Source organism: Nocardioides sp., assembly GCF_030150155.1.
Lineage (GTDB): Bacteria > Actinomycetota > Actinomycetes > Propionibacteriales > Nocardioidaceae > Nocardioides.
The window spans coordinates 42,784-67,535 of the sequence record NZ_JASLGR010000034.1 but is presented as its reverse complement, the minus strand read 5'-3'; the positions used below and the strand labels follow the sequence as shown (position 1 = coordinate 67,535).

At 71.7% G+C, this 24,752-nt stretch carries 16 protein-coding genes; 10 read left to right on the top strand and 6 right to left on the bottom strand.

The genetic code is table 11. From position 1 onward, the window contains the following. Window positions 1-66 precede the first annotated feature (66 nt). The 3 genes from Q1V88_RS10505 to Q1V88_RS10495 form a co-directional block, all read right to left on the bottom strand. Complete coding sequence (locus tag Q1V88_RS10505; protein WP_300681138.1) at window positions 67-903, bottom strand: ATP-binding cassette domain-containing protein; 837 nt, start codon at window positions 901-903, stop codon at window positions 67-69. Between the two features lie 77 nt (window positions 904-980). Then, window positions 981-3,083 (bottom strand): glycosyltransferase, encoded by a 2,103-nt coding sequence (locus Q1V88_RS10500; RefSeq protein WP_300681137.1) that lies wholly within the window; start codon window positions 3,081-3,083, stop codon window positions 981-983. Then, the gene (locus tag Q1V88_RS10495) at window positions 3,080-4,492 is read right to left on the bottom strand and encodes a hypothetical protein (protein WP_300681136.1); all 1,413 of its coding nucleotides are present in this window, start codon (window positions 4,490-4,492) and stop codon (window positions 3,080-3,082) included. Before Q1V88_RS10495 ends, Q1V88_RS10500 begins: the two co-directional genes overlap by 4 nt. A 170-nt stretch (window positions 4,493-4,662) precedes the next feature. On the opposite strand from Q1V88_RS10495, the gene Q1V88_RS10490 reads away from it, so the two are divergent. Genes Q1V88_RS10490 through Q1V88_RS10475 form a run of 4 tightly spaced genes read left to right on the top strand, consistent with a single transcriptional unit; the run spans window position 4,663 to window position 11,634 of the window. Beyond that, window positions 4,663-5,322, top strand: coding sequence for a hypothetical protein (locus Q1V88_RS10490; protein ID WP_300681135.1), 660 nt, complete (start codon window positions 4,663-4,665; stop codon window positions 5,320-5,322). A gap of 42 nt (window positions 5,323-5,364) precedes the next feature. Further along, window positions 5,365-9,591, top strand: coding sequence for a PKD domain-containing protein (locus Q1V88_RS10485; protein ID WP_300681133.1), 4,227 nt, complete (start codon window positions 5,365-5,367; stop codon window positions 9,589-9,591). After that, entirely contained in the window at window positions 9,588-10,523 is a 936-nt protein-coding gene (locus Q1V88_RS10480; protein ID WP_300681131.1) for a glycosyltransferase family 2 protein, read from the top strand. The genes Q1V88_RS10485 and Q1V88_RS10480 overlap by 4 nt, the downstream gene beginning before the upstream one ends. Next, on the top strand, window positions 10,501-11,634 hold the full coding sequence (locus Q1V88_RS10475; RefSeq protein WP_300681129.1) for a glycosyltransferase: 1,134 nt from the start codon (window positions 10,501-10,503) through the stop codon (window positions 11,632-11,634). Before Q1V88_RS10480 ends, Q1V88_RS10475 begins: the two co-directional genes overlap by 23 nt. A 1,211-nt stretch (window positions 11,635-12,845) precedes the next feature. On the opposite strand, the gene Q1V88_RS10470 is transcribed toward Q1V88_RS10475, so the two are convergent. Then, window positions 12,846-14,225, bottom strand: coding sequence for a polysaccharide biosynthesis tyrosine autokinase (locus Q1V88_RS10470; RefSeq protein ID WP_300681127.1), 1,380 nt, complete (start codon window positions 14,223-14,225; stop codon window positions 12,846-12,848). Between the two features lie 141 nt (window positions 14,226-14,366). Between Q1V88_RS10470 and Q1V88_RS10465 the strand changes: the two genes are divergently transcribed. After that, window positions 14,367-15,125: a hypothetical protein gene (locus Q1V88_RS10465; RefSeq protein WP_300681126.1), complete on the top strand. Its 759-nt coding sequence runs from the start codon at window positions 14,367-14,369 to the stop codon at window positions 15,123-15,125. Here Q1V88_RS10465 and Q1V88_RS10460 read toward each other — a convergent pair. Together Q1V88_RS10460 and Q1V88_RS10455 are read right to left on the bottom strand one after the other, a co-directional pair. Then, window positions 15,035-15,820 (bottom strand): CDP-alcohol phosphatidyltransferase family protein, encoded by a 786-nt coding sequence (locus Q1V88_RS10460; RefSeq protein ID WP_300681125.1) that lies wholly within the window; start codon window positions 15,818-15,820, stop codon window positions 15,035-15,037. The genes Q1V88_RS10465 and Q1V88_RS10460 overlap by 91 nt on opposite strands. Continuing rightward, on the bottom strand, window positions 15,817-16,800 hold the full coding sequence (locus tag Q1V88_RS10455) for an LCP family protein (protein ID WP_300681124.1): 984 nt from the start codon (window positions 16,798-16,800) through the stop codon (window positions 15,817-15,819). The genes Q1V88_RS10460 and Q1V88_RS10455 overlap by 4 nt, the downstream gene beginning before the upstream one ends. Window positions 16,801-17,202: 402 nt before the next feature. On the opposite strand from Q1V88_RS10455, the gene pstC reads away from it, so the two are divergent. The 5 genes from pstC to Q1V88_RS10430 are packed head-to-tail and all read left to right on the top strand — an operon-like array spanning window position 17,203 to window position 24,743. After that, window positions 17,203-18,210 (top strand): phosphate ABC transporter permease subunit PstC, encoded by a 1,008-nt coding sequence (pstC, locus tag Q1V88_RS10450; protein ID WP_300681122.1) that lies wholly within the window; start codon window positions 17,203-17,205, stop codon window positions 18,208-18,210. After that, window positions 18,207-19,415 carry a phosphate ABC transporter permease PstA gene (pstA, locus tag Q1V88_RS10445; protein ID WP_300681120.1) on the top strand — a complete coding sequence of 403 codons (1,209 nt, stop codon included), beginning with the start codon at window positions 18,207-18,209 and terminating at the stop codon, window positions 19,413-19,415. The genes pstC and pstA overlap by 4 nt, the downstream gene beginning before the upstream one ends. A gap of 26 nt (window positions 19,416-19,441) precedes the next feature. Further along, window positions 19,442-21,025: a substrate-binding domain-containing protein gene (locus tag Q1V88_RS10440; RefSeq protein WP_300681118.1), complete on the top strand. Its 1,584-nt coding sequence runs from the start codon at window positions 19,442-19,444 to the stop codon at window positions 21,023-21,025. Beyond that, a complete protein-coding gene (locus Q1V88_RS10435) occupies window positions 21,022-23,781 on the top strand; it encodes a hypothetical protein (RefSeq protein ID WP_300681117.1) in 2,760 nt (919 codons plus the stop codon). Before Q1V88_RS10440 ends, Q1V88_RS10435 begins: the two co-directional genes overlap by 4 nt. Beyond that, on the top strand, window positions 23,778-24,743 hold the full coding sequence (locus Q1V88_RS10430; protein ID WP_300681115.1) for a sortase: 966 nt from the start codon (window positions 23,778-23,780) through the stop codon (window positions 24,741-24,743). Before Q1V88_RS10435 ends, Q1V88_RS10430 begins: the two co-directional genes overlap by 4 nt. Window positions 24,744-24,752: the final 9 nt, after the last annotated feature.

Genomic DNA, 24,752 nt, shown 5'->3' with positions numbered 1-24,752 from the left:
CTTTTCGGAAGAATTTTGCCTTGATATACCCAATGTGGGGGATTGCTTTTTTGGAGCCTCTTGTTGTCAGTGTGAGCCAGGCGACAGGGCCCGTGCGTACCAGCGTCCGGCGTCGACCCCGACCCGGATCGGATAGTCGAACGCGGCCGAGACCTGGGCGGTGGTGAGGACGTCGGTGGCGGGTCCGGCGTCGAGCACCCGGCCCTCGCGCAGCAGCACCGCGTGCGAGGTGCTTGACGGGAGCTCCTCGAGGTGGTGGGTCACCACGATCGAGGCCAGCTCGGGGTGGGTGTGCTCCAGGGCGTCGATGGTGGCGAGCAGCTGCTCGCGCGCGGCGACGTCGAGGCCGGTGGTGGGCTCATCGAGCAGCAGCAGGCGGGGCTCGATGATCAGTGCGCGGGCGATCAGGGCCCGGCCGCGCTCGCCCTGGGAGAGGGTGGGCCAGCGGTCCTCGTCCTTGCCGCCCAGCCCCATCTGGGCGATCAGGGTGTCGGCGTGGCGGACCTGTTCGGCGCTCGGGGTCCATCGCGGCGGCCTGTCGATCGAGCCGGTCAGGCCGGTCAGCACCACCTCGCGCACTGTCAGCGGCGAGGTCAGCGGGTGGCGCGGGTTGACGTGCCCGATGGTGCGTCGCAGGGCCTGGAGCTCGACCCGGCCCAGGCGCTGGCCGAGCACCTCGACGGTCCCCGCGGTGGGGTGCTCCAGGGCCCCGCAGAGGCTGAGGATGGTGCTCTTGCCGGCGCCGTTGGGGCCGATCAGTGCCCAGTGCTCACCGGCTCCGACGGTGAAGGTGATCCGGTCGAGGATGGTGCGTGGCCCGCGCCGGAAGGTGACGTCGGTGAGGGCGAGGACGGGGACGGGGACGGTGTCGGGGGACGTGGCGGAGCCGGGAGCGGTGGTCATGCCTGCCTTCGGGGGAGGGGTGCCGGTGCAGGCAGCAGACTAGCGCGGATCGCGCCAACTCCTCAGACAAGTTGTGTCTAGCGGGCGGCCGACACGGCCTCGGTACGCCGCCGGCGGACCGTTCCCCTCGGCGCCTCGCCCCGCTCCTGCAGCCAGCGGTCGGCCGCCAGCCGGCCGTCGACGGCGGGCAGGTCCGCGGTGATCTCGGCCGGCCCCCGCGCCGAGGCCAGGGCCTCGGCGATGGTCGCGGCGAGGTCGCCCGGAGCGGCGTCGGCGGCGACCAGGCGGTGCCCGTGGTCGTGCAGCCACGACGCCAGCCCGGTCTCGGCGGTGGTGACGATCTCGCAGCCGTGTGCCAGCGCCTCCACGATCGGCAGCCCGACCTGCTCCCGCCAGGTCGGGGAGGGCTGGGAGAGGAGCACCACCACGCGTGCCCCGGCCAGCGCGGCGTGGATCTCGACCCGACTCGGATCGACCGCGAGCGTGACCCGCGGGTCGGTGGCCGCTGCGGCCCGGGCCAGGGGCTCCAGTGCCCCCTTGCCCAGCAGCCGCAGGGTCGCCTCGGGGGCCAGGTCACCGACCGTCGGCCAGGCGGCGAGCAGCTGGCGCAGGCCCTTGCGCTCGTCGAAGGCGCCGAGGAAGACCACCCCGGCCCGCTCGCCTTGCTGAGGACCGCCGCTGGACGGGCAGGTGGGGCACGGGGTGGACAGTGCCGGGATCACGGCGGTCTCGGGTCGCGGTCCGTGCAGCCAGGGCCGGTAGGTCCTCGCCGCGGCCTCGGTGCCGAACGCGAGCCGGTCCAGGGCCCCGACCAGCAGCCGGGTCGCGATCCGGTGGGCGGAGCGGCGCGCCCGACGACGTACCCGGGTCTGGGCTGTCGCGAACGGGTCGAGGTTCTCGATGGCGTAGGCCACCACCCGCGTACGACGCCTCCGCACCGCCCCACGGAGCCGGACCGCGGCCACGGCCGCCAGGCTGGTGCGGGTCGCGGCCAGCATCAGCGGCTCGTTGACCTCCAGCGTCGCCACGTCACGGCGCAGCAGCCGCAGTGCGAGGTCGAGGGCGCCGTCGACCTGGTGCACGTCCAGGCCCTCGAGCAGGGTGGCGTCGAAGTCGTAGTTGCGGTGCCGGTAGAAGACGGTCGCGGGCTCCAGCTCGGCGAACCGCTCCAGGTGCGCGGTGCGCAGGCTGCGATAGACCCGCACGGTGCCGGACTCCACGGAGGGAGCCGACGGAGCAGACGGCGCAGACCGAGCCGACCGCCCTGACCGCGCAGGCGACCGGGCCAGCAGCGCGCCCCACCCGGCGAGGGTGCCCCGGACCAGAGCGCTCAGCGGCGCCCACGGCCGCAGCAGCTGGCGTCGCCCGCCGCGCAGCAGCACCTCGCGGGCGTAGCGCGGGGCACTCAGCGCCCAGCGCAGCCGGGTGCGGGCATCGAGGTGCCGGGCGGCGAAGAGCAGCCGGTTACGGCAGTTGTAGCGGTAGTACAGGGGCGAGCGGCCGCGGCCGAGGCGGGCCTCGTCACGCTGGCTGCCGCCGACGGCGTGGACCACGGTCAGGTCGCCGTCGTAGGCCAGTCGGCCGCCGGCCGCGACGTGGCGCCAGCTCAGGTCGACGTCCTCCCAGTAGAGGAAGAAGTCCGGGGCGAAGCCCCCGGTGCGCGCCCAGGCCGCAGCGGTGAAGACGAGGCAGGCACCGCTGAGCCAGTACGGTCCCGCAGCCGGATCGTCGCTCAGCGTGGCCTTCGGCGTCGTCCCGGCGCGCAGGTCGATCCGGCCGCCGGTGAACCAGTCGCGGCCCTCCTCGGTGACCACCCGCGGCGCCCGCAGGGTGTCGGGCTCGGCCAGGGCCCGTGCGGCCAGCGTCTCCAGGTCGGCGGCGCTGATCCGGGCATCGGGGTTGAGCAGGCAGACCACGTCGAGGCCGAGGGCGAACGCCGCCTCCACCCCGAGGTTCGCGCCGACCCCGAAGCCCAGGTTGGTGCCGGGCGTGAGCAGGTGCCAGCCACGTTCGGTGGCCAGTGCCCCGACCCGGCGACGCTCCTCGGAGGTGGAGCGGTTGTCCACCACGACCACCTCCACGACCACGTCCCCATCGGCCAGCCCTGCCAGGTTGGTCGCGATCAGGTCGGCGCTGGCGTAGTTGACCACCACCACGCCGATCCGGGCAGCCCCGCTCACAGCGTCACCTCCGCGGCCCGCCGACGGGCCAGGTCGCGGCGGACGTAGTACGCACACGGGAGCACCTGGCAGCACAGCACCGCGATGGTGGAGCCCGCCACCGGCCCGGCCGCTCCCCACGGCGCGATCAGGGCCCAGGAGATGCCGAGGTTGAGCGGCACCATGATCAGGATCGGCACCACCTGGAAGCGCAGCCCGGCCAGGTCGGTCATGTACATCCCGAGCGGATACTTCGCGCCCTGCACGCAGGTGAACGCCACGAACCAGAGCACCAGCATCGTCGGCAGGTGGATCGCCCCGTCGCTGACCAGGTGGACGATGAACGGCATCGCCACCACCATCACCAGCGAGACCGCCAGGGAGCCGGCCAGGAAGAGCCACGCCATCGGGAACGGCGAGCGGATCTCGGCACTGCTGCGGGCCTTGGCGAAGATCGGCCACAGCGAGACGCCCGCGGCCGAGATGGTCTGCAGGACGAGGGCGAAGAGCTGCGAGCCGAGGTTGTACTGCGCCAGGGTGTCGGACCCGGCGGCGTGGCTGAGCAGCAGCCGGTCGGTCTGCATCGCCACCGGCAGGGCCAGCATCTGCACCAGCATCGGCCAGGCCACGTCCATCACCCGTACGCCGGGCACCTCGCGCAGCCGGGGGACGTCGGCGATCGCCGCACCGACCTGGGGGCGCAGCAGCCGCGCGCCCAGCACCAGGCAGGTCAGCGAGACCAGCGCCGAGGCCAGGTAGGAGAAGATCGCCAGGTAGCTGCCGGCGTGCACGCCGAGCACGATCACCAGGCCGATCGAGCCGAGCATGAACGGCGAGACCATCGCCTGGGTGGCGATCTGGAGCGGGTTGCGTCCCAGGGCGACCAGAATCCGCGGCCCGATCGAGAGCGGCAGCGCAAGCCCGAACAGCATCACGCACAGCGAGGCGACGGTGCCGCCGCCGGGCTGGAGGCCGTCACCCAGCGCTGCGGGCCACCAGCCGAGCAGGCCGACGGCCAGCCCGATCAGGGCGATCACGGCACCGGAGACCAGCATCAGGCGCAGTGCGCTGGTGAGGATCCGACGCACCAGCACGTCGCGCCGGGGGTCCTCGGAGCCCGCGATGACGTTGAGCACCGCCGCGGAGATGCCGAGGTCGGCGAAGGGCATCAGGGCGGGCAGGGTGCCGAGCAGCCCGTACTGCGCATAGGCGTCGACGCCGAAGTGGCTGATGATCAGCCGGCTGGTGACGATCCCGAGCGCCCCCGACAGGCCCATCACGAGCACCTTGGCGACCGCGGTGGAGCCGACGGCGCGCAGCGGGCTGCGCTGGCGGCCGGGGGAGGGCGATGCCGCGGGTGAGGCCGGTGAGCTCGGCGCCGGCGGCGTCGGTGAGGCCGCAGAGGTCTCGGCCGTGCTCTTCAACGTCACGCGCCGAGTCTGTCGGGCCGCCGCGTGGGGCCGGGGCCTCCCGACGGCGACGTGCTCAATTTGGGGGAACCCCCTGGCGGTTTCGGCCCAGGCCCGGGCGCTCGGTCCGAAGGTCTGAAGTGGAGTCACTCGGGGACAGTCGACTCCCCGACGCACCAAGGGGACACCCAATGATCGGTCGCCGTTCGACCACCTTCGCCGCGAGCGCCGCAGCCTTCATCGGCCTGGCGATCATCGCTGCGCTGGTCCTGATCGTGCAGAACCACCACACCACGGTCAGTGCCGGCCACACGCCCGCTCGGGGCGTCTCACCTGCCGCGGCGGTCGCCTCCCGGCCCCCGATCGCCCAGCCGACTCCGACGGCCAAGCCGACCGTCGTGGCGGAGCCGGTCGGGCAGGCCCAGCCTGCCGTGGCCCAGCCTCACCCGACCGCGGCCCCGGTCGCCCTCGACGCCGTCGCGAAGGCGCGGCCCGGTGTCGTCGTACGGGTGGCGTCGCTGCAGGAGAAGAACGTCACCAGCAAGCTGCCGGGGGAGACCTCGGGAGCGTCGTACGTCGTCACCGTCACGGTGACCAACCAGAGCGCGTCCCCGGTCACGGTGGCCGGGGCCGTGGTCAATCTCTTCGTCGGTCGTGCTCGGACGCCCGCCGTGGAGACCACCTCCGCCTCCACGCCGGTGGCGGTGCGCATTGGCGCCCACGCTTCGGCCCAGGGCACCTACGTCTTCCGGCGTCCTGCCGGCGCCACGGCCCCGCTGCGGGTCGAGGTGGACCTCGGCGCGACCAGCACGGTCGTGCCCTTCCAGGGTCCGGCTCCGTCGGCTCGCTGACTCACTGACTCCTTGACTCGCCCTCCAGAAGGATTCGCGCGCATGCACCTCTTCCGAGCACCTCATCGCCCCCGCACCCTGGCCGCCACGGTGGCACTCACCCTGGCCACTGCCGGACTGGCCGCCGTCGGGCTGGTCGGCCTCGGTGTGCCGGCCGCCCAGGCCGATACGGCTCCGGCCGACACCAGCCTCCCGGCCACCGTCTCGGCCGACCCGCTGCCCACCGTCCAGATCGACGGGGTGGTGTGGAAGCAGCTGATCGTCGGGAACACGGTCTACGTCGGCGGTGAGTTCGCTAACGCGCGTCCTGCCGGTGCTGCTGCGGGCACGAACCTGGTCCCGCGCTCGAACTTCCTGGCCTACAACCTCACCACTGGTGACCTGATCACGACCTTCGCGCCGAGCTTCAACGCTCAGGTCAAGGACCTCGCGGTCTCGCCCGACGGCACCAAGCTGTACGTCGTCGGCAGCTTCACCAGCGTCAACGGCACCGCCCGCTACCGGGCCGCCCAGTTCGACCTCACCACCGGTGCCCTCACTGCCTGGAAGCCGACGCCGAACAGCACGGTCAACAGTGTTGCGGCGAGCAACTCGACCGTCGTGCTGGGGGGCGCCTTCGGTGTCGTGAACAACACCACCCGGGTCAATGTCGCCGCGGTGAGCTCGGCTCCCGCGGCCACCCTGCTGCCGTTCAACCCGACGATGAGTGACGGCTCGGTGCAGGACATGGCGATGTCGCCCGATGGCTCCCAGGTCGTGATCGCGGGCAGCTTCACCAGCGTCAACGGCTCCTCGACGCCGGGCTACGGCCTGGCGCGGCTGGACCTGACCAGCTCGGCCCTGCTCTCCCTGCCGGTCAACACCCAGGTGCGTGACGCCGGCACCCAGTCCGGAGTCCTCTCCTTGGAGACTGACGGCACCAACTTCTACGGCTCGGGCTATCACTTCGGTGGCGGCGGCAACATGGAAGGCGCGTTCAGCGCCGACTGGGCGACTGGCACGATGCGCTGGATCGAGGACTGCCACGGCGACACCTACAGCGCCTACCCGGTCGGCAACGTCGTCTACGAGGCCAGCCACAAGCACTACTGCGGTAACTCCGGCGGCTTCCCACAGACGAACCCGTGGACGTACCACCACTCCACCGCGGTGACCAACGACGTGCGCGGCACCAACACCGCCGACATCTACGGCTACCCCGACCACGCCGGCCAGCCGCGCCCGGAGTTCCTGGACTGGTACCCGGTCTGGGCGACCGGCACCTACACCGGCAAGGGCCAGGCGGTGTGGACCGTCACCGGCAACTCCGACTACGTGCTCTACGGCGGTGAGTTCCCCAAGGTCGGCAACGTCGCCCAGCAGGGTCTGGTCCGCTTCGCCCGGGCCGGGATCGCGCCGAACAAGGTCGGCCCGACCCTGAAGAGCGCCAACTTCAACCTGACGGCGCTCTCGGTCGCCGGGGGAGCGGTGCGTCTGACCTGGCCGGGCAACCCGGACCCGGACAACGCCACCATCACCTACAAGCTCTACCGGTCCTCGACCAACGACCCGCCGATCTACCAGAACACCGTCACCGCACACTTCTGGCAGATGCCGGTCAACAAGTACATCGACACCGGCCTCACCCCGGGCTCCAGCCAGCGCTACCGCGTGGTCGCCTCCGACCCGTACGGCAACACCGCCATGTCGGACTGGATCACCGTGACGGTGGCCTCCAGCGGCACGCTGTCGACGTACGCCAGCGATGTCCTGGCCGCGTCGCCCGACCACTACTGGCGGCTGGGCGAGGGCACCGGCACCACCTCCTACGACTGGGGCGGGGTCAGTGACCTGACCCGCGGCACCGGGACGGGATGGACGTCCCCGGGCGCGATCACCGGCGACACCGACGGTGCCTCGACCTTCAGCGGAGACTCAACCGGCGTCGCGAACAACACCGACGCCGCTGTCACCGGACCCGACACGTTCAGCGTCGAGGCCTGGTTCAAGACCGCCACCACGCGCGGCGGCAAGATCGTCGGCTTCGGCAACGCCTCGACGGGGACGTCGGGCAGCTATGACCGGCACGTCTACATGACGAACGCGGGCAAGCTGATCTTCGGGGTCTACAACAACACGGTCAGCACGCTGACCTCGCCGGCGTCGTACAACGACAACGCCTGGCACCACGTGGTCGCGGAGATGTCCTCGGCCGGGATGGCGTTGTACGTCGATGGGGTCCGGGTCGCGCGTCGGTCCGACGTCACCACCGGCCAGGCCTATGCGGGCTACTGGCACATCGGTGGGGACAACCTCAACGGCTGGACCTCGCAGCCGACCAGCAACTACTTCAACGGCTCGATCGACGACGTGGCGGTCTACCCGACGGCGCTGTCGACGGAGACGGTGCGGCAGCACTACACCGACTCCGGGCGCAGCACCACGGCTCCGGCCGCACCGACCGACGCCTACGGCAAGGCCGTCTATCAGGCCGACCCCGACCTGTACTGGCGCTTCGCCGAGCCCTCGGGCAGCGCTGTGGCCGACTCCTCGCAGAGTGGTGGGATCGGCGGCACCCTGTCGGGTTCCTACACCCGCGCTCAGGCCGGTCCGCTCGCAGGCGTCGCAGCCAGCACGAGTGCCGGGGTCACGTTCGCCGGCACCCAGGGCTCCAGCGGTGCCTCGAACATCACCTTCTCCAGCCCGCAGGTCTACACCCTGGAGGCGTGGTTCAAGACCACCAGCACGAGTGGCGGCAAGATCATCGGCTTCGGCAACGCTGCCACCGGGAACTCCAGCAACTACGACCGGCACGTCTATCTGACCAACGACGGCAAGGTCGTCTACGGGATCTACAACGGTGGCACGAACACGATCACCACGACCGGCTCGTACAACGACGGCGCCTGGCACCAGGTGGTCGCTTCGCAGGGCCCCGGCGGGATGAGGCTCTACCTCGACGGCGTCCTGCAGGGCACCAACGCCGCCTCGCAGGCCGAGGGCACGACCGGCTACTGGCGGATCGGGGGCGACGTCACCTGGGGGTCGAGCTCGAACTACCTCGCTGGCACCATCGCCGAGGTCGCGGTCTACCCGACGGTGCTGGACGCCGCCACGGTGTCCTCGCACTACACCCTCGGCTCCACCGGGCAGGCGCCCAACCAGCTCCCGACCGCGGCGTTCACGTCGTCGATGGCTCAGCTCGCCGGCACCTTCGACGGGTCCGGGTCGGCCGATCCTGACGGCTCGATCGCGTCGTACGCCTGGGACTTCGGTGACGGTTCGAGTGCCACCGGGGCCACCCCGACGCACACGTACGCCGCTGCCGGGACGTACACCGTGACCCTGACCGTCACCGACAACCGCGGGGGCACCGGGACTGTCACCCACCAGGTGACGGCGGTTGCCAACCAGGCACCAACGGCAGCGTTCACCGCCACCCCGACGGGCCGGACCGTGGCCGTGGACGGCTCTGCCTCGGCAGACCCCGACGGCTCGGTCACCGCCTACGCCTGGGACTTCGGTGACGGTTCGAGTTCCACCGGGGCCACCGCCAGCCACACGTACGCCGCCGACGGCACCTACACGGTCACCCTCGACGTCACCGACGACTCCGGGGCTCACGGCACCGTCAGTCACGACGTCACCGTCGCCGCCCCGACCGACCCGACGGTCGCGGCCGACAGCTTCGGTCGCAGCGCGAGCGGTGGCTGGGGCACGGCCGACAATGGTGGGGCCTGGACCTCGGTCGGGACCGCGAGCCGGTTCTCCGTCGCCGGCGGGCTCGGACTCCAGTCCCTGCCGGCCGGGATCACCGACGAGTCGCGGCTCAACGCCGTCGCCGCCCGCGACGTCGACGTGACCGCCAGCGTCGGGCTCGACAAGCTGCCGGGCAGCAACTACGTCTTCGCCTACGTCGGAGCCCGCCAGGGCAGCGCCACCGGGTACGCCGCCCGGGTGCGGTTCAACCCGGACGGCACCGTCGGCGTCCACCTGCTGGCCGACAACACCGCCCTGGTCGGAGCCAGCACGGTCCCGGGCATCACGGTCGCGGCGGGCGAGCGGGTGCAGGTCCGCTTCCAGGCCCAGGGCACCAGCCCCACCACGCTGCGGGTGAAGATCTGGAAGGCCGGCACCGCCGAGCCGAGTGCCTGGACCTACACCCGGACCGACTCCACCGCGGCCGACCAGGTCGCCGGTGCGATCTCCCTGAAGTCCTACTCGCCGACCGTCGGGAACAGCCCGATCGCGGTCTCCTGGGACGACCTCGCGGTGGTGAACCTGCCATGAACCCGGCATCGACGCCCACGGTGGTCGTCGCGGTCCTCACCTACCAGCGGCCCGACACCCTCGGCCACGCCCTCGCCTCGCTGCGGCGCCAGCTCACCCAGGTGCCCGGAGCGCGGCTGGTGGTGATCGACAACGATGTGGAGCCCAGCGCGGCCCCGATCGTCGCGCCGATCACCGCCGCGGACCCGCGGGTGCGCTACGTGCACCAGCCCGAGCCGGGGATCGCGGCCGCACGCAACAGCGCGCTGGAGGCGGCCGCGGGCGCCGACCTGCTGGTCTTCATCGACGACGACGAGCAGCCCAGCCAGCGCTGGCTGGCCCAGCTGGTCTCGGCCTGGGGCACCCATCACCAGCCCGCCGCCGTGGTCGGTCCGGTGGTCTCGATCTTCGAGGGCGACCCCGACCCGTGGATCACCGCCGGCGGCTTCTTCCGCCGGCTGCGGCACACCACCGGCGACGAGGTCTCCACCGCGGCGACGAACAACCTGCTGCTCGACCTGTGCGAGGTACGCCGGCTCGGCCTGCGCTTCGACGAGGCGTTCGGCCTCACCGGTGGCTCCGACACGGTCTTCACCCGCCAGCTCAGTGGTGCGGGTGGGCGGATCGTGTGGTGCGACGAGGCCGTCGTCTTCGACATGGTCCCTGCCGACCGGGCCACCCGCGGCTGGGTCAGGGCGCGGGCGTCCCGGCTGGGCAACTCCGACCTGCGGGCTCAGGTGCACCTGGCCCGTCCCGGTCTGCCGCGGCTGACCACGCGGGTGCGTGGCACGCTGCGTGGCGGCGTACGGCTGCTCGGGGGTGGGGCACGGATGCTCTACGGTCGGCTGCTCGGATCGCTGCACGACGAGGCCCGAGGCACCCGCACGGCGTTGCGCGGTGCGGGCATGGTGCGAGGCTCGTGGGGGTCGGTTGTCGCCGAATACTCGCGCTGAGACGACGCCCGGCGACGTCCGGGTGCTGATGTCGTTCCGTGCGCCGCGCCCGACCAGCAACCCGTACCTGCCCCTGCTCTGGGACGGACTGAGCCACACCCGCGGGATCGAGCCGCTGCACTTCTCCTGGCGCGAGGCCCTCGTCGGGCGCTGGGACGTGCTGCACGTGCAGTGGCCCGAGACCCTGCTGGCGGGCCGGACGTGGCTGCGCCGCCGGGTCAACGAGCTGCGCTACGCGCTGCTGCTGGGCCGGGTCCGGCTCACCGGTCGGGGCCTGGTCCGCACCGCCCACAACGTCGCCACCCACACCCCGGCGACCGGGATCGGGCGCCGGCTGGCGCTGCTCACCGACCGCTGGGCCGGCGAGGTGATCCGGCTCAACGAGACCACCCCGGTGCGTGCGGGGGCGGGCGTCACCACGGTGCCGCACGGCCACTACCGGGACTGGTACACCGTCCCTGCCGACGTCGCCCGGGTGCCGCGCCGGCTGCTCTTCTTCGGCCTGATCCGGCCCTACAAGGGGATCGAGGAGCTGCTCGACGCCCTCGCGGCGGACCCCGAGGCCGACCTCGAGCTGCGCATCGTCGGCGCTCCGGCCGACCCCGCGCTGGCCGAGCGGATCGAGGCCGCGGCCCGTACCGACCCGCGGGTGGCGTGCCTGCTGCGCCACCTCGACGACGACGAGCTGGCCGCCGAGATCACCGCTGCCGCGGTGGTCGTGCTGCCCTACCGCGAGCTGCACAACTCCGGTGCGCTGCTGCTCGCGCTCTCGCTGGACCGGCCGGTGCTGGTCCCGGCCGGCGAGGTCACCGACGCCCTCGCTGCGGAGGTCGGTCAGGAGTGGGTACGACGCTTCGGCGCGGAGTCCGCGACCGGCGCGGAGGCGGGCAGCGCTGCGGAGCCCGGCACCGGCACGGTCCTGACCGCTCCCTCCCGCACCACCCGCTCAGTGCGGGTGGACGATCTGGCGGCCGCGCTCGTGGCGGCCGACCAGGTGACCGGCCGCCCCGACCTGGGCGGACGGGACTGGGCCGAGGCCGCCGAGGTCCATGCCGAGGTCTACCGGCGTGCCGCCGGCCGGCCGACGTACACCGGCCGACACGCGCGGTAGGAGCAGCAGCGCCACCGCCAGGGTGAGGTGGTCCAGGGTGCTCGCGATCGGGCTGAACGGCAGGTCCCACAGCACCCGGACGGCCAGGAAGTAGCCCAGCGCGGTGCCCGCGCCGGTGGCGATCGAGGTGCCGACGTAGCGCAGCGCCACCCAGCCGATCAGGCCGCACAGCAGCAGACCGGCGAGGCCGCAGATCGCCCAGAAGTCGCCGATCAGGGAGTGCAGTTCGAAGTGGCCCTGGCCGAACATGTACCGCTCGACGTAGCCGTTGTTGGGCGGGTAGCCCAGGGACGCCATCCCGGTCTTCGCGACGAGCAGGTCGTGGGCGTTGGGCGCGATCCCGGCGCCGTACCCCAGCGGGTGGTCGCCCAGCAGCGCCCAGGTGGCGCCGATCTCCGGACGGCCGCCGAGGATCAGGGAGCCGGACTGGTCGATCTGCGCCTGAGTGCGCTGCTCGGTGGTGGTGCCGAGGAAGCCGTTGAGGATGGCCGCTTCGGCGGCGCGGTAGAGCACGTAGGCCAGGACGGTGAGGAAGACCAGGCCGCCGGCGGCGGTGGAGACCCGTCCGGGGAAGCGCGGCCGGGCCTGCCAGATCACCAGCAGCATCGCCAGTGCGAGCAGGGCGCTGGAGGAGCGGGCGTCGCTGACCGCGCCGACCCCGGCCAGCACCGCCAGTAGCAGCAGGTCGCACCACCAGCGGCCGACCACGGCCGCCAGACCGAGGGCCCCGATCGCGATCGGCAGCCCGACCCCGAACTTCCAGGAGTTCTCCGCTGCCCGGGCGGTCGGGCTCACCACCGTGGCGGCGAGCGCGCCGACGGCGTACGACATCGCGATCACGCCCATCGGCAGCGCCCGACGGCACCACAGCAGCGCCCCGACCGCGGCCGCGGAGCCGACCAGCATGATCGCGGAGTCGATCAGGCCGCTGCGGTGGTAGGAGTGGGTCATCGAGGTCCACTGGCCCAGCAGGGTCGAGGTCACGACGCAGAGCAGCACGGTCAGGCCGAGGGCGCCGGTGCCGCGCATCCGGCGGGCCGGGGCGATCCAGACCGGCGCCAGCGCGATCCCGGCGGCCATCCCGACGGTGAGGGAGTGCTTGAGGTCCAGGTTGAGGCCGACCAGCGCCGGCACCAGCAGGGCGATGCCGAGCGTGATCGTCTGCCAGGGATCGGGGGGTGTCCTGACGCGGGCCGCAGCCGGCGTCAGCGTCATCCCCGTGCGCCCACCGGCTCGGTGCTGCGTCGCCACGGCCGGCTCGGCTTCTCGCCGTAGTAGGACGACGTGGTGCGCGACCGGGTGCGGTTGGCGACCACACCCAGGCAGCGTGCCCCGACGGTCTCCAGGGTCGCCAGCGCCTCGACCAGCTGGTGGCGGCGCAGCTGGTGGCAGCCGGCGACCACGAGGGCGCCGTCGGTCAGCCGGGCCAGCACCGCACCGTCGGAGACGGGCAGCAGCGGCGGGGCGTCGAAGATGATCACGTCGTAGGAGTCGAGGGCGTCACCGAGCAGCTGGTGCATCGCGATCGAGTCGATCAGCTGGCTCGGGTTCGGCGGCGTCGACCCCGAGGTCAGGACCTCCAGGGTGGGGTGGCCCCAGGGCTGCACCACCTCGTGCAGGGCGGCCTTGCCGATCAGCACGGTGGTGAGGCCGACGGCCTGCTCCAGGTGGCAGTACTCCGCGATCGAGGGCTTGCGCATGTCGGCGTCGACCAGCAGCACCCGCTGGCCCTTCTCCGCGATCGCCAGGGCGAGGTTGATCGAGGTCATCGACTTGCCCTCGCCGCCGAGCGCCGAGGTGACGACCAGGCTGCGCACCGGCGCCGAGACGTCGAGGAACTGCAGGTTCGTCTGGAGCCGGCGGTAGGACTCCGCGGCGATGCTGCGGGGCGAGTACGCCGTCACCGCGGCCGACCCACTGGTGGCCAGCCGGGGGATCGACCCGAGGATCGCGGCGGAGGTGACCTGGGAGATCTCCTCGGCGTTGCGCAACCGGGTGCCGAGCAGCTGGCGCAGCAGCGCGACCACGACGCCGAGGGCGAGCCCGGCCAGCAGGAAGGTCGCCACGATCAGCTTCTTGCGCGGGGCGATCGGGCCGGAGGGCACCGAGGCGGGGGAGACCACCTGGAGCCGGACCGCCTCGTCGTGGGTGGCGCTCGGGTTGAGGCCCGCGATCGTGGTGGAGAGCTGGTTGGCGACTGCGTTGGAGATCGCCGCCGAGCCCTCGGCGGTCGGCGCGGTGACGGCGATGTTGATGATCACCGTGTTGAGGGTCGTGCTCGCGGTGACCCGCTTGGCCAGCGCCCGGGAGGTGGTGTTCAGGTGCAGCTCGGCGATCACCGGGTCGAGCACGACCGGCATCGCGGCGAGGGCGGCGTAGGACTGGACCAGGTTCTGGGTGTAGTTCGAGCCCTGCACCAGGTCCTGGATGGTCGCCCCGGGCGAGGAGGAGACGAAGACCTGGCTGGTGCCCTGGTAGACCGCCGGCTTGGAGGTCGCGTAGTACAGGCCGGCCACGGTGGTCAGCAGGGTGAACAGCGCCACGACATACCACTGCTTGCGCAGGGTGGCGGCGTACTCCCGAAGGTCCATGCCACGAGAGTGCGCAGCCGCAGCCCTCGGCGTACCGCATATGAGGGGGTATCCCTCATATGCGGTAGTCCTCCGGCTCTGCTCCGAGCGGGGCTGCCGGGCTGCTTACGGTCAGGGTGCTGAACGAATGGGGGAACAGTGATGGCAGCAGCGAAGCGTGGGGCAGCCCGGGGACCGGGAGCCGGATCGGGGTCGAACGACATGCCGCGGGTGCTGGTGGTCTGCCGGCGCAACGTGCGGCGCTCGCCGGCGGTCGCGGCGCTGCTGCGGGCCGGAGGGCTCGACGGCTTCACCATCACCTCGGCCGGGACCGAGGCGCTGGTCGGCGACGGCTTCGACATGACGATGCTGGCCGAGCTGCGCGGTCGCGGCCTGGCCGTGCCGACCCACCGCGCCCGGCTGCTCACCCCGCGCGAGATCGAGGGCGCCGACCTGATCCTCACCCTGGAGCGGGCCCACCGCACCGCCGTGGTGCGGATGGTGCCCGCTGCGGTGCGGCGCACCTTCACCCTCGCCGAGATCGGCGCCCTGATCGCCCTGGCCGACCCGGCGCAGACGGCCTCGGCGTCCGGCGCCCCGCAGCGGCTCGAGGTCCTGCTGGCGCAGATGCCGATGCTGCGGGCGCTGCGTCAGCGCCGCCGGCCCAGTGACGACGACATCGCCGACGTACGCCGGCCCACGCCGCACGCCACGCGGGAGCTCGCCTCCGTGCTGGACACGGCGGTGCGGCCACTGCTGGCCGCGCTGGCCCCCGGCGCCACCGGCGCTCCCGGATCTGCCGGCTCAGCCGCCGACGCGGACGGCTCCGCTCAGGCGGCGTCGAGCGAGCGCAGCTCGATCCACCACTTGCGCAGCGCGGCGACCAACGCCAGCGCGCAGCAGATCAAGAGCGCCAGGTAGGCCCAGCGGAACAGCGCCGGCGCGCCCAGCAGGACGAAGAGCCAGCACTGCGCGCCGTAGTCGGTGGGCAGCAGCAGCCAGCGACGCAGCGGGTGCTCGCTCGCCTCGGCGGCCCGCGCCGAGGCCGCGACCGGAGCGGTTGGCGGCACCGGTGCGGCAGGGCGCAGGGTCGGCATCAGCATCAGGCCGAAGTACGTCGTCACCGCGACCACCTCGAACAGCAGCGGTGCCAACAGCCAGGCGTCGGAGACGCCGGTGGCGTGCCCCACCGTGAAGCGGTACCAGGACAGCAGCACGGCGAGGTGCAGCGAGGCGGTCTTGAGGCAGTCCACGGTGTGGTCGAGCCACTCCCCGGAGCGGGTCGCGCGCCCGGAGAGCCGAGCGATCTGACCGTCGACGGAGTCCAGCACGTAGCCGCCGGCCAGCAGTGCCGCGACCGCGACGCCGACCCACCAGCGCGGCTCGACCAGGGCCAGCAGCGCCAGCCCGGCCAGGGACAGCGTCGCGCTGGCGGCGGTGGCCTGGTTCGGCGTGATCCCGACGGCGTGGGCGAACGCGGCGACCCGGCGGGCCAACGGCCGGTTGACCATCCGGGAGTACGCCGCGGTGCCGCGCGGCGACTTCTGCGCGGCGGCCAGGGCCTTGAGGTTGAGTCGGATGTCGGTGGACAGGGGCTGGCGGGCGGTCAGGCTCAACGGACGGTTCCTCGGGTCAGTAGGGAGGGGTGGGCGGCGGCCCAGGCGGCGAAGCGGTCCTCGCCGATGGCCTTCCACAGCGGGGCGGACTCGGCCCGGTCGACCCAGACCACGCTCTGGCCCTGGGTCATGCCGGTGCCGGCGGTGGGGATGGTCAGGTAGGAGACGGCCGAGCTCGACAGGTGCCGCACGCTGGTCAGCAGCGAGACCAGGTCACCGGTGCTCCAGCCCGCGTCGACGGAGAGGTGCTGGGTGAGGGCGTTCACCAGCCGGTACGCCGTCCACGGGTTCGTCGCGGCCGCCAGCGTGCGACCCGACAGCGCCCGCAGCACCGCCTGCTGCCGCTTGACCCGGTCGAGGTCGCCGCCGGGCAGGCCGGAGCGCTCCCGGGCGTAGAGCAGCGCCTGGGCACCGTCGAGGTGGTGCACGCCGGCGGTCCAGGTCTGCTTGCGGTAGCTGTCGTAGACGGTCTTCGGCACGGTCACGTCGATCCCGCCGAGCGCGTCGATCATCGCCTTGTAGCCGTCCCAGTCGACGACGGCGAGGTGGTCGATCCGCAGGCCGGTGAGCTGCTCGACGGTGGCCACGGCCAGCCGCGGGCCGCCCCAGGAGTAGGCGGCGTTGATCTTGGCGGTGCCGTGCCCGGGGATCGGCACCCACGAGTCACGCGGGATCGAGACCAGGGAGGCATTGCGCCGGTCGGCCGACAGGTGCAGCACCATCATCGTGTCCGAGCGCTGGGCGCCGGCCTCCCAGGCACCGGCCTGGGCGTCGGAGCCGGTGGTGGGCACGTCGGAGCGTCGGTCGGTGCCGAGCAGGAGCACGTTGAGGGCGCCGGCGGCGGCGCCCGTGCTGCGGGCCGGTCGCTCGCCGAGCCCGGAGAAGACGTCGGGGATCCGGGTGATCTGGTGGCTGGTGTGCCAGCCGACGTACGCGAGGGCGGCGGCGATGACGAGGAGAATCGCGAGCAGTGCCAGCACGACCCGCCGCCACCACCGTCGCCGTCCGCGAGGGTTCCGGGTGCCGCGTGGTGTGCCCGAGCCCGGCGGGGTGCCCTCTCCCGCGGCGTCGGACGAGGTCGGCCGCGCGAGGCGTCGGGCAGAGGCGTCTGTCCTGGGGGCGGTGGTGCGGGTTTCCCAGACGTGCGACATCGCTGACCTCCTCGGCGACCGGCGTCCTCGGTCGACGCCACGTCCACTGTGCGCAGCGGGGGTCGGTCGGGCACCGGATCGGACGGGGGTTCACCCGTATTGGGGAGTGTCGTGCGGCGGACGGGAACTGTTCACCTCGCGTCCATCGGTCACGACATTCCCGGTCGCCTCGCTTCCTGAGACTCACCACGTTTGCAAGCCGTCTCGGGCCAGGGAAACAAGAAAGCAATCGTGACTACTCTTCCCATGCGCGACGTCGATGCAGTCGACGCCGAGCCCCGCCGTCTATCGCGGAAGCTCACCGGCGCTGACGCGATCTTCGTGCACACCTCACGTGCCATCGGTGCCTCGGTGCTGGTGATCACCGGCGGTATCGGCCTCTTCCTGGCCTACCAGTCGGTGCCCACCCTGCGGCACTACGGATTCACGTTCTTCACCGAGACCCAGTGGGACTCCAATGCCGACAAGATCGGCATCGCGGCGGTCCTGGTGGGCACGGTGGAGGTCGCGCTGGTCGCGATGTTCTTCGCCTTCCCGCTGGCGCTGGCCACCGCGCTGTACATCAGTGAGTACGCGCCGCCGCGGCTGCAGGGCTTCTTCGTCTCCCTGGTCGACCTGATGGCCGCCGTGCCGTCGATCGTCTACGGCCTGTGGGGCTTCTTCCTGGTCGAGCCGCACGCCAGCGAGCTGGCGCACTTCGTCTCCCAGCACCTGGGCTGGATCCCGCTGTTCAAGGTGCACACCGACGCCAACGCGGCCTCGCCGGACATGAGCTACTACATCGGCTCCGTCTTCGTCGCGGCGATCCCCGTGGCGATGATGGTGCTCCCGATGGCGTGCGCGGTGATGCGCCAGGTCTTCAGCCAGACCCCGCCGGGGGAGAAGGAGGCGGCGCTCGCGCTCGGCTCCTCCAAGTGGGGGATGATCAAGACCGTCGTGCTGCCCTTCGGCAAGGGCGGCATCATCGGCGGCACCATGCTCGGCCTGGGTCGTGCGCTCGGCGAGACCATCGCCGTGCTGCTGATCATCAGCCCCGAGTTCGTGATCAAGCCGAACATCCTCGAGCGCGGTACGTCGACGGTGTCGGCCCTGATCGCCGGCCGGTTCGGCGAGGCCACCGGCATCCAGCTCTCCGCCCTGCTCGCCGCCGGCTTCGTGCTCTTCCTGATCACCCTGGTGGTCAACTCGCTGGCCTCGATCATCGTCAGCCGCAGCCGGTCGGGGGCTGAGACCTCGTGACCACCACGCCCACCGCCGACGCGGCCGCCGAGTCGATCCCGGCCCCGGCGACGTACCTGCCGCTGCGTGAGCTCGACGAGACACCGCCCGTCCCGCGTGGCCGGCTCGGCGCGTTGCCGGCCCAGGACCGCTTCGTGCTCTGGGGCTCGCGGATCGCGGCCCTCGGCATGACCTGGGTGATCACCCAGCGGCTGCTGCCCCTGCCCGGGATCTGGTGGTTCCTGGTGGTCTTCGCGATCGCCAACGTCGCCTTCCTGGCGCTGACCACCGCGATGACCGACGACATCGTCACCGTCCGCGACCGGATCGCCGGCTGGCTGATCGGTGCGGGCGCGTTCGTCGTCTTCGCCGCCCTGGCCACCACCATCTTCTTCGTCTTCCAGCGCGGCTGGCCGGCGATGAAGCACCTGAACTTCTACACCCACGACATGGCCGGCGTGAGCCCCTCGGACCCGCTCAACAAGGGCGGCATCCTGCACGCGGTGGTCGGCTCCCTGATCGAGCTGGCGATCGCGATCGCGATCACGCTGCCGCTCGGCGTCGGCACCGCCGTCTTCATGAACGAGGTCGGCGGCAAGTTCGCCAAGATCGTGCGGACCGTGGTCGAGGCGATGACGGCCCTGCCCTCGATCGTGGCCGGCTTGTTCATCTACACCGTCTGGATCATCGCGCTGGGGATGCCCCGCTCGGGTCTGGCCGGCGGCCTGGCGATCGCGGTGATGATGCTGCCGATCATCGCCCGCGCCTCCGACGTGGTGCTCCGGGTCGTGCCCGGCAGCCTGCGCGAGGCCTCCCTCGGCCTGGGCGCCAGCCGGTGGAAGACGGTCTGGCACGTGGTCCTCCCCACCGCCCGTCCAGGCCTGGCGACCGCCCTGATCCTCGGCATCGCCCGCGGCATCGGCGAGACCTCGCCGGTGCTGATCACCTCCGGGATGGCGTCCTTCATGGTCACCAACCCGTTCGACGGCGTGATGAACTCGCTGCCGCTGACGATCTTCGGCGGCGCCCGCAGCCCCGACCCGATGATGATCACCCGCGCCTTCGGCACCGCCGGCGTGCTGCTGATCCTGGTCCTGATCCTCTTCATCCTGGCCCGCCTGGCAGCACGCCCGGCGAGCAACAAGCCCGGCCCGATCCGCCGACTCCGTCGTGCCCTGACCGGCCTGGCCACCCCGAAGAAGTCCTCTGAGAAAGGCGTGTCGTGAGCGCGCGGTTGTTCAAGGTGTCGCCGATGCGCGCACTGATCCTGGCCCTGGCCGTCCTGGCACTGGGCGTGCTGCGCCCCACGGCGGCGTTCGCCAGCTACGCCCAGATCGAGGGCTCCGGCTCGACCTGGTCCTTCACCATCGTGCAGCAGTGGATCGCCGACGTGTCGGCCTCGGGCATGCAGATCACGTTCAACAACAACGGGTCGTCGCAGGGGCGTAAGGACTTCGCCAACAGCGTCACCGACTTCGGCATCACCGAGATCCCGTACCAGGGCACCGACCCGATCACGCACACCGCCGACAAGAGCAACCGGGCCTACTCCTACCTGCCGATCGTGGCCGGTGGCACCGCCTTCACCTACCACATCAATGTGGGCGGCAAGCTCTACCAGAACCTCCGGCTCTCGGGGGAGACGATCGCGAAGATCTTCACCAACAAGATCACCAACTGGAACGACCCGGCGATCACCAAGGACAACAACGGCCACGCCCTGCCCTCGCTGACCATCCACCCGGTGGTGCGCTCGGACGGCTCCGGTACGACGGCCCAGTTCACGCTCTGGATGGCGAAGACCAACCCGACGCTGTGGAAGGCCTACAGCGGCAGCGCCGAGCTCACCTCGCAGTACCCCCGCAAGGGCGCGCAGATCGCCGCCTCGGGCTCGGACCAGGTGATGAACACGATCAGCTCCGCGGCCGGCAACGGCACCATCGGCTACGTCGAGTACGCCTACCCGCTCAACGCCAAGTACCCGGTGGTCAAGGTGGAGAACAAGGCCGGCTACTTCGTGCAGCCCACGCAGTACAACGTCGCCGTCGCCCTCCAGCACGCCAAGATCAACACCTCGAACCCGAGTGACCCGACGACGTACCTGACCCAGGACCTCTCCGGCGTCTACGTCGCCCCCGAGGTGCAGGCGTACCCGATCTCGTCGTACTCCTACATGATCATCCCGACCGCGGCGAACGATCAGCGGATGACGACGGCCAAGCGCCAGACCTTGGCCGACTTCCTCTCCTACTCGCTGTGTGCGGGCCAGGCCAAGGCCGGTCCCTACGGCTACTCGCCGCTGCCGCTCAACCTGGTGCAGGCCGGGTTCGACCAGGTCAAGAAGCTCAAGACCGCCGACGCGGCCGTCGACCTGAGCAACCGCGACGTGACCCAGTGCAAGAACCCGACGTTCGTGGCGGGCAACCTCAAGGCCAACCACCTCGCCCAGATCGCCCCGAAGCCGGAGGCCTGCGACAAGGTCGGCGCCGGTCCGTGCGGCGTCACCGCGGCGGCGACCGGCGGCGGCACGACCACCACCTCGGGCGGCTCGGGCACCACCACCGGCACCACCACCACGCCGACCGGGGGAGGGGGCGCGGCACCGGGCAGCAGCGGCGTCGGCACCACCACCGATCCGGGCACCACCGGTGACGGCTCCACGACCACCGTCGCTGCGGCCACCGGGGCCACCGCCAACGCGATCGAGCTCTCCTCGGCCCGCACCGGCGACAACCGCCTCTTCGGCGTCGTCGCCGTCGCCGAGCTGCTCGCCGTCGTCCTGGTCCCCGGCCTGTACGTCGCCTGGCTGCGCCGCCGCAAGGGCGGTGTGGCATGAGGCGCCCGGTGAACCCCGCCCGGGTGCGGACGTTCAGCTCGGTCGCCGCGGGCTGTGCCGCGCTGGCGCTCACCCTGGCCGGGGCGGTCGCTCCGGCCCTCGCCGCCGACCCGACCGCGACCGCGACGACGACGGTCGACCCGAGCGCGACCGCCACCTCGACGGTCGACCCGAGCGCCACGGCCACCTCGACGGTCGACCCGAGCGCGACGACGTCCTCGTCGGCCACCGCCTCCACGTCGGCCTCGTCGACCGAGGAGAAGAACTACAGCGCGGTGCAGGCCTCGGACTACCCGACCTACATCCCGGCGACGTCGCAGACCAGCACCGCCCACGGCGACGGCCTGTCCATCACCAAGGACGTCACCCGGACGTACTACCCGGACAACCAGGCGACCCCGAAGACGGTCACCAACCGGGTCACCGTCACGGTCAACAAGCACACCGACCTCCAGGCCCGCGAGCGGATCCACGTGACCTGGTCCGGCGCCCACCCGACCGGTGGCCGGGCGACCAACCCCCTGGGCTCCAACGGCCTCAACCAGGAGTACCCGGTCGTCGTGATGGAGTGCCGCGGCACCGACTCCGCGAGCGTCCCGGCCGCCCAGCAGGTCTCGCCCAGCACCTGCTGGACCACGACCGTGCTGGAGCGCACCACGTCGATCTACAAGGACTTCGCGCTCTGGAACGCCGATCGGTACGCCACCGAGTCCGGCCAGGTCACCGGCATCGACCAGAGCCGGCTGCCGAGCTCGTGCACGACCGTGCAGGGGTCGACGTACTGGCACATCACTCCGTACATCACGGCCGACAAGAAGCTCTACTCCGGCTGCGACTCCAACCACATGCCGCCGGAGTCCTCGGGTGCCTCGGTGGACCCGCCGAACGAGATGTTCGCCTTCACCGCCAAGGACGGCACCGGTCTGGCCGACTTCGAGGCCCGCACCAGCGCCGAGAACGCCTCGCTGGGCTGCTCCAGCACCGTGCCGTGCACCCTCGTGGTGATCCCGATCCAGGGCCTGAGCTGCGCCAACAACACCGACGTGCTGTGCAACCGCGACGGCAACTACGCCCCCGGCACGGTCAACGACCCGACCCAGGGCGCCCAGCGGGCCGTCTCGCCGCAGTACTGGTGGTCGCCGTCGAACTGGCGCAACCGGATCAGCGTCCCGCTGACCTTCGCCGCACCGCCGAGCGTGTGCAGCCTGATCGGCCAGGGCGACGCGGTGCCGTTCTACGGCTCGGAGCTGATGACCCAGGCCGCGCTGCAGTGGACGCCGGCGTACTGCCTCAACAAGAAGCGGTTCAACTGGCAGATGAACGCGATGCCCGACGACGCCGGCTTCGTCCAGATGACCGCCGGCTCGGGTGCCGCGGCGATGGTCTCGGGGCGCCGCGAGGGTGACGACAACGTCGCCTACGCGCCCTCGGCGGTGACCGGCTGGGGTGTCGCCTTCGACATCGACAAGCCGAACAACCAGGGCCAACAGATGTCGCTCAAGCTCAACGCACGCCTGATCGCGAAGCTGTTGACGCAGTCGTACGCCGCCTCCGCCTGGGGCCGCAAGCACCCCGGGATGGCCGACAACCCGCTGTCGATCAACCTCGACCCGGAGTTCCAGAAGCTCAACCCCGGGCTCGACACCACCCACGACTCCGAGGCCGCCGCCGCGCTGCTGACCCTGTCGACCGGCTCGGACGCGATCACCCAGATGACGTCCTACATCGCCGCCGACGCCAAGGCGATGGCGTTCATCAACGGCAAGGCCGACCCGTGGGGGATGAAGGTCAACCCGGCCTACAAGAAGGTCAAGCTGCCGGTCAGCACCTGGCCGCTGCTGGACACCTGGGAGCTGGGCAAGACCGGCGACACCTGCCTGGACGCCAACCCGTCGCCGTACTTCCCGAAGGTCGCCGCCCCGGTGAGCAGCCTGCGCCTGATCTCGCTGGCGATGCTGTTCAACTGGCCCAACGTCAACACGTACTGCGTGATGAACCTCGACACCGGCACCTGGCAGCTCGGCCGGATCGCGGTGCAGGGCATCGGCCAGCGCTTCATGATGGGCACGATCTCGCTCGGTGACGCGGCCCGCTACGGCCTGACGATGGCCTCCCTGGAGGCCAAGCCGGGTCACTACGTGGCACCGACCCAGGCGAGCATGGCCGCGGCGGTGAAGCTGTCGACGCCGACCAAGGCCTACAAGCCGTTCACGCTGTCGCAGGCGAAGGTGAAGAAGTCCACGACCGCGTACCCGGGCACGATGGTGGTCTACACCGCGGCCAAGGCCACCGGCCTGGACAAGGCGACCGCCCAGCACGTCGGCGAGTTCATCAAGATCTCGCTGAGCGAGGGCCAGGTCGCCGGCCGCGGCAACGGCAAGCTGCCCGACGGCTACCTGCCGATCCGCAAGAGCGGCGCCACCGCGGCGCTTTACGCCGCCGGCCAGAAGGCTCGGACCGCGATCCTGGCGCAGAAGGCGATCACGACCGGTACGACGCCCGGCACCACGACCACGACGCCGGCCGGGGTGACCTCGCCGACGGTGGTCAAGCCGGGCAGCACCGTGCCCGACGCCGGCACCACCGTGCCGGGGGCCACCACCCCGACGGCGGCGGGCGTCAGCTCGGCCACGACCGTCGCGGTCAGCTCCTCGATCGGGGGCAGCCTGCTGCCGCTGCTGCTGATCGGCGGCCTGCTCGCCGGGCTGGTCTCCTTCGGTGCCCAGGTCGCGCTGCGGATGCGGGGGCTGAAGTGAGCCAGACCGTGATGGAGCCGACCGCTCCGCGACGCCGGGCGCAGAAGGCGCCCCGCGAGCCGCGCCCGCCCAAGCAGGCCAGGCCGACCCGCGAGATCCGCCCCGGCGACCCGGAGGAGATCGTCTCGCTGGCCTCCTCGGCGCTGACCGTGATCGCCCTGGTCTGCCTGTGGATGCTGGTCCAGGTGGTGCTGCTCGGCAGCGCCACCCACGACCGGAGCCAGGAGCTGCTCTACGGCCAGTACCGGGCCCAGCTGAGCCAGGCCACCGCCCCCACCGGAGCGCTCGACTTCGACGGCAAGCCCGTCCAGCCCGGCTCCCCGGTGGCGATCCTGACCATCCCTGCGCTCGGCCTCGACGAGGTCGTCGTGGACGGCACCGCCTCGGGCGACCTGATGGCGGGCCCGGGCCACCTGCGCAACACGCCGCTCCCGGGACAGGCCGGCACCTCGGTCGTGCTCGGTCGCTCGACGACGTACGGCGCCCCGTTCCGGGACCTGACCAGCCTCAAGGTGGGCGACCCGATCGAGGTGCAGAACGCCGAGGGCAAGGTGACCTACAAGGTGACCGGGATCCGCCGTGCCGGCGACCCGGTCCCGGCGGCGCCGACGACCGCCAACGGCGGTCGGCTGACGCTGGTGACCGCTGAGGGATCGGGGCCGCTGAAGGCCCTGAAGTCCTCCTCGGTCGTCTACGTCGACGCCTCCACCGAGAAGGCCACCCCGGCCGGCGTCTTCGCCGCCGCGGTGCCCGACGCGGAGAAGCCGATGGGCCGCGACACCGGTGCACTGCCGGTGCTGGTGGTCCTGCTCGGCCTCCTGGCCTTCGTGGCCTTCGCGATCACTGTCGTGCGGCGCCGGTTCGCCGCCGTCCTGGTGTGGGTCGTCGCCACACCGGTCGTGATCGCCCTTGCGTGGTCGGTGACCGATCAGGTCATGCGGCTGCTACCGAACTTGATGTGACGAGCATCA

Coding starts and splice junctions, on each gene's coding strand:
- Q1V88_RS10440 (WP_300681118.1), top strand. CDS start 19,442: ATGCGCGCACTGATCCTGGCCCTGGCCGTCCTGGCACTGGGCGTGCTG.
- Q1V88_RS10480 (WP_300681131.1), top strand. CDS start 9,588: ATGAACCCGGCATCGACGCCCACGGTGGTCGTCGCGGTCCTCACCTAC.
- Q1V88_RS10490 (WP_300681135.1), top strand. CDS start 4,663: ATGATCGGTCGCCGTTCGACCACCTTCGCCGCGAGCGCCGCAGCCTTC.
- Q1V88_RS10470 (WP_300681127.1), bottom strand. CDS start 14,225: ATGGACCTTCGGGAGTACGCCGCCACCCTGCGCAAGCAGTGGTATGTC.
- Q1V88_RS10435 (WP_300681117.1), top strand. CDS start 21,022: ATGAGGCGCCCGGTGAACCCCGCCCGGGTGCGGACGTTCAGCTCGGTC.
- Q1V88_RS10485 (WP_300681133.1), top strand. CDS start 5,365: ATGCACCTCTTCCGAGCACCTCATCGCCCCCGCACCCTGGCCGCCACG.
- Q1V88_RS10465 (WP_300681126.1), top strand. CDS start 14,367: ATGGCAGCAGCGAAGCGTGGGGCAGCCCGGGGACCGGGAGCCGGATCG.
- Q1V88_RS10505 (WP_300681138.1), bottom strand. CDS start 903: ATGACCACCGCTCCCGGCTCCGCCACGTCCCCCGACACCGTCCCCGTC.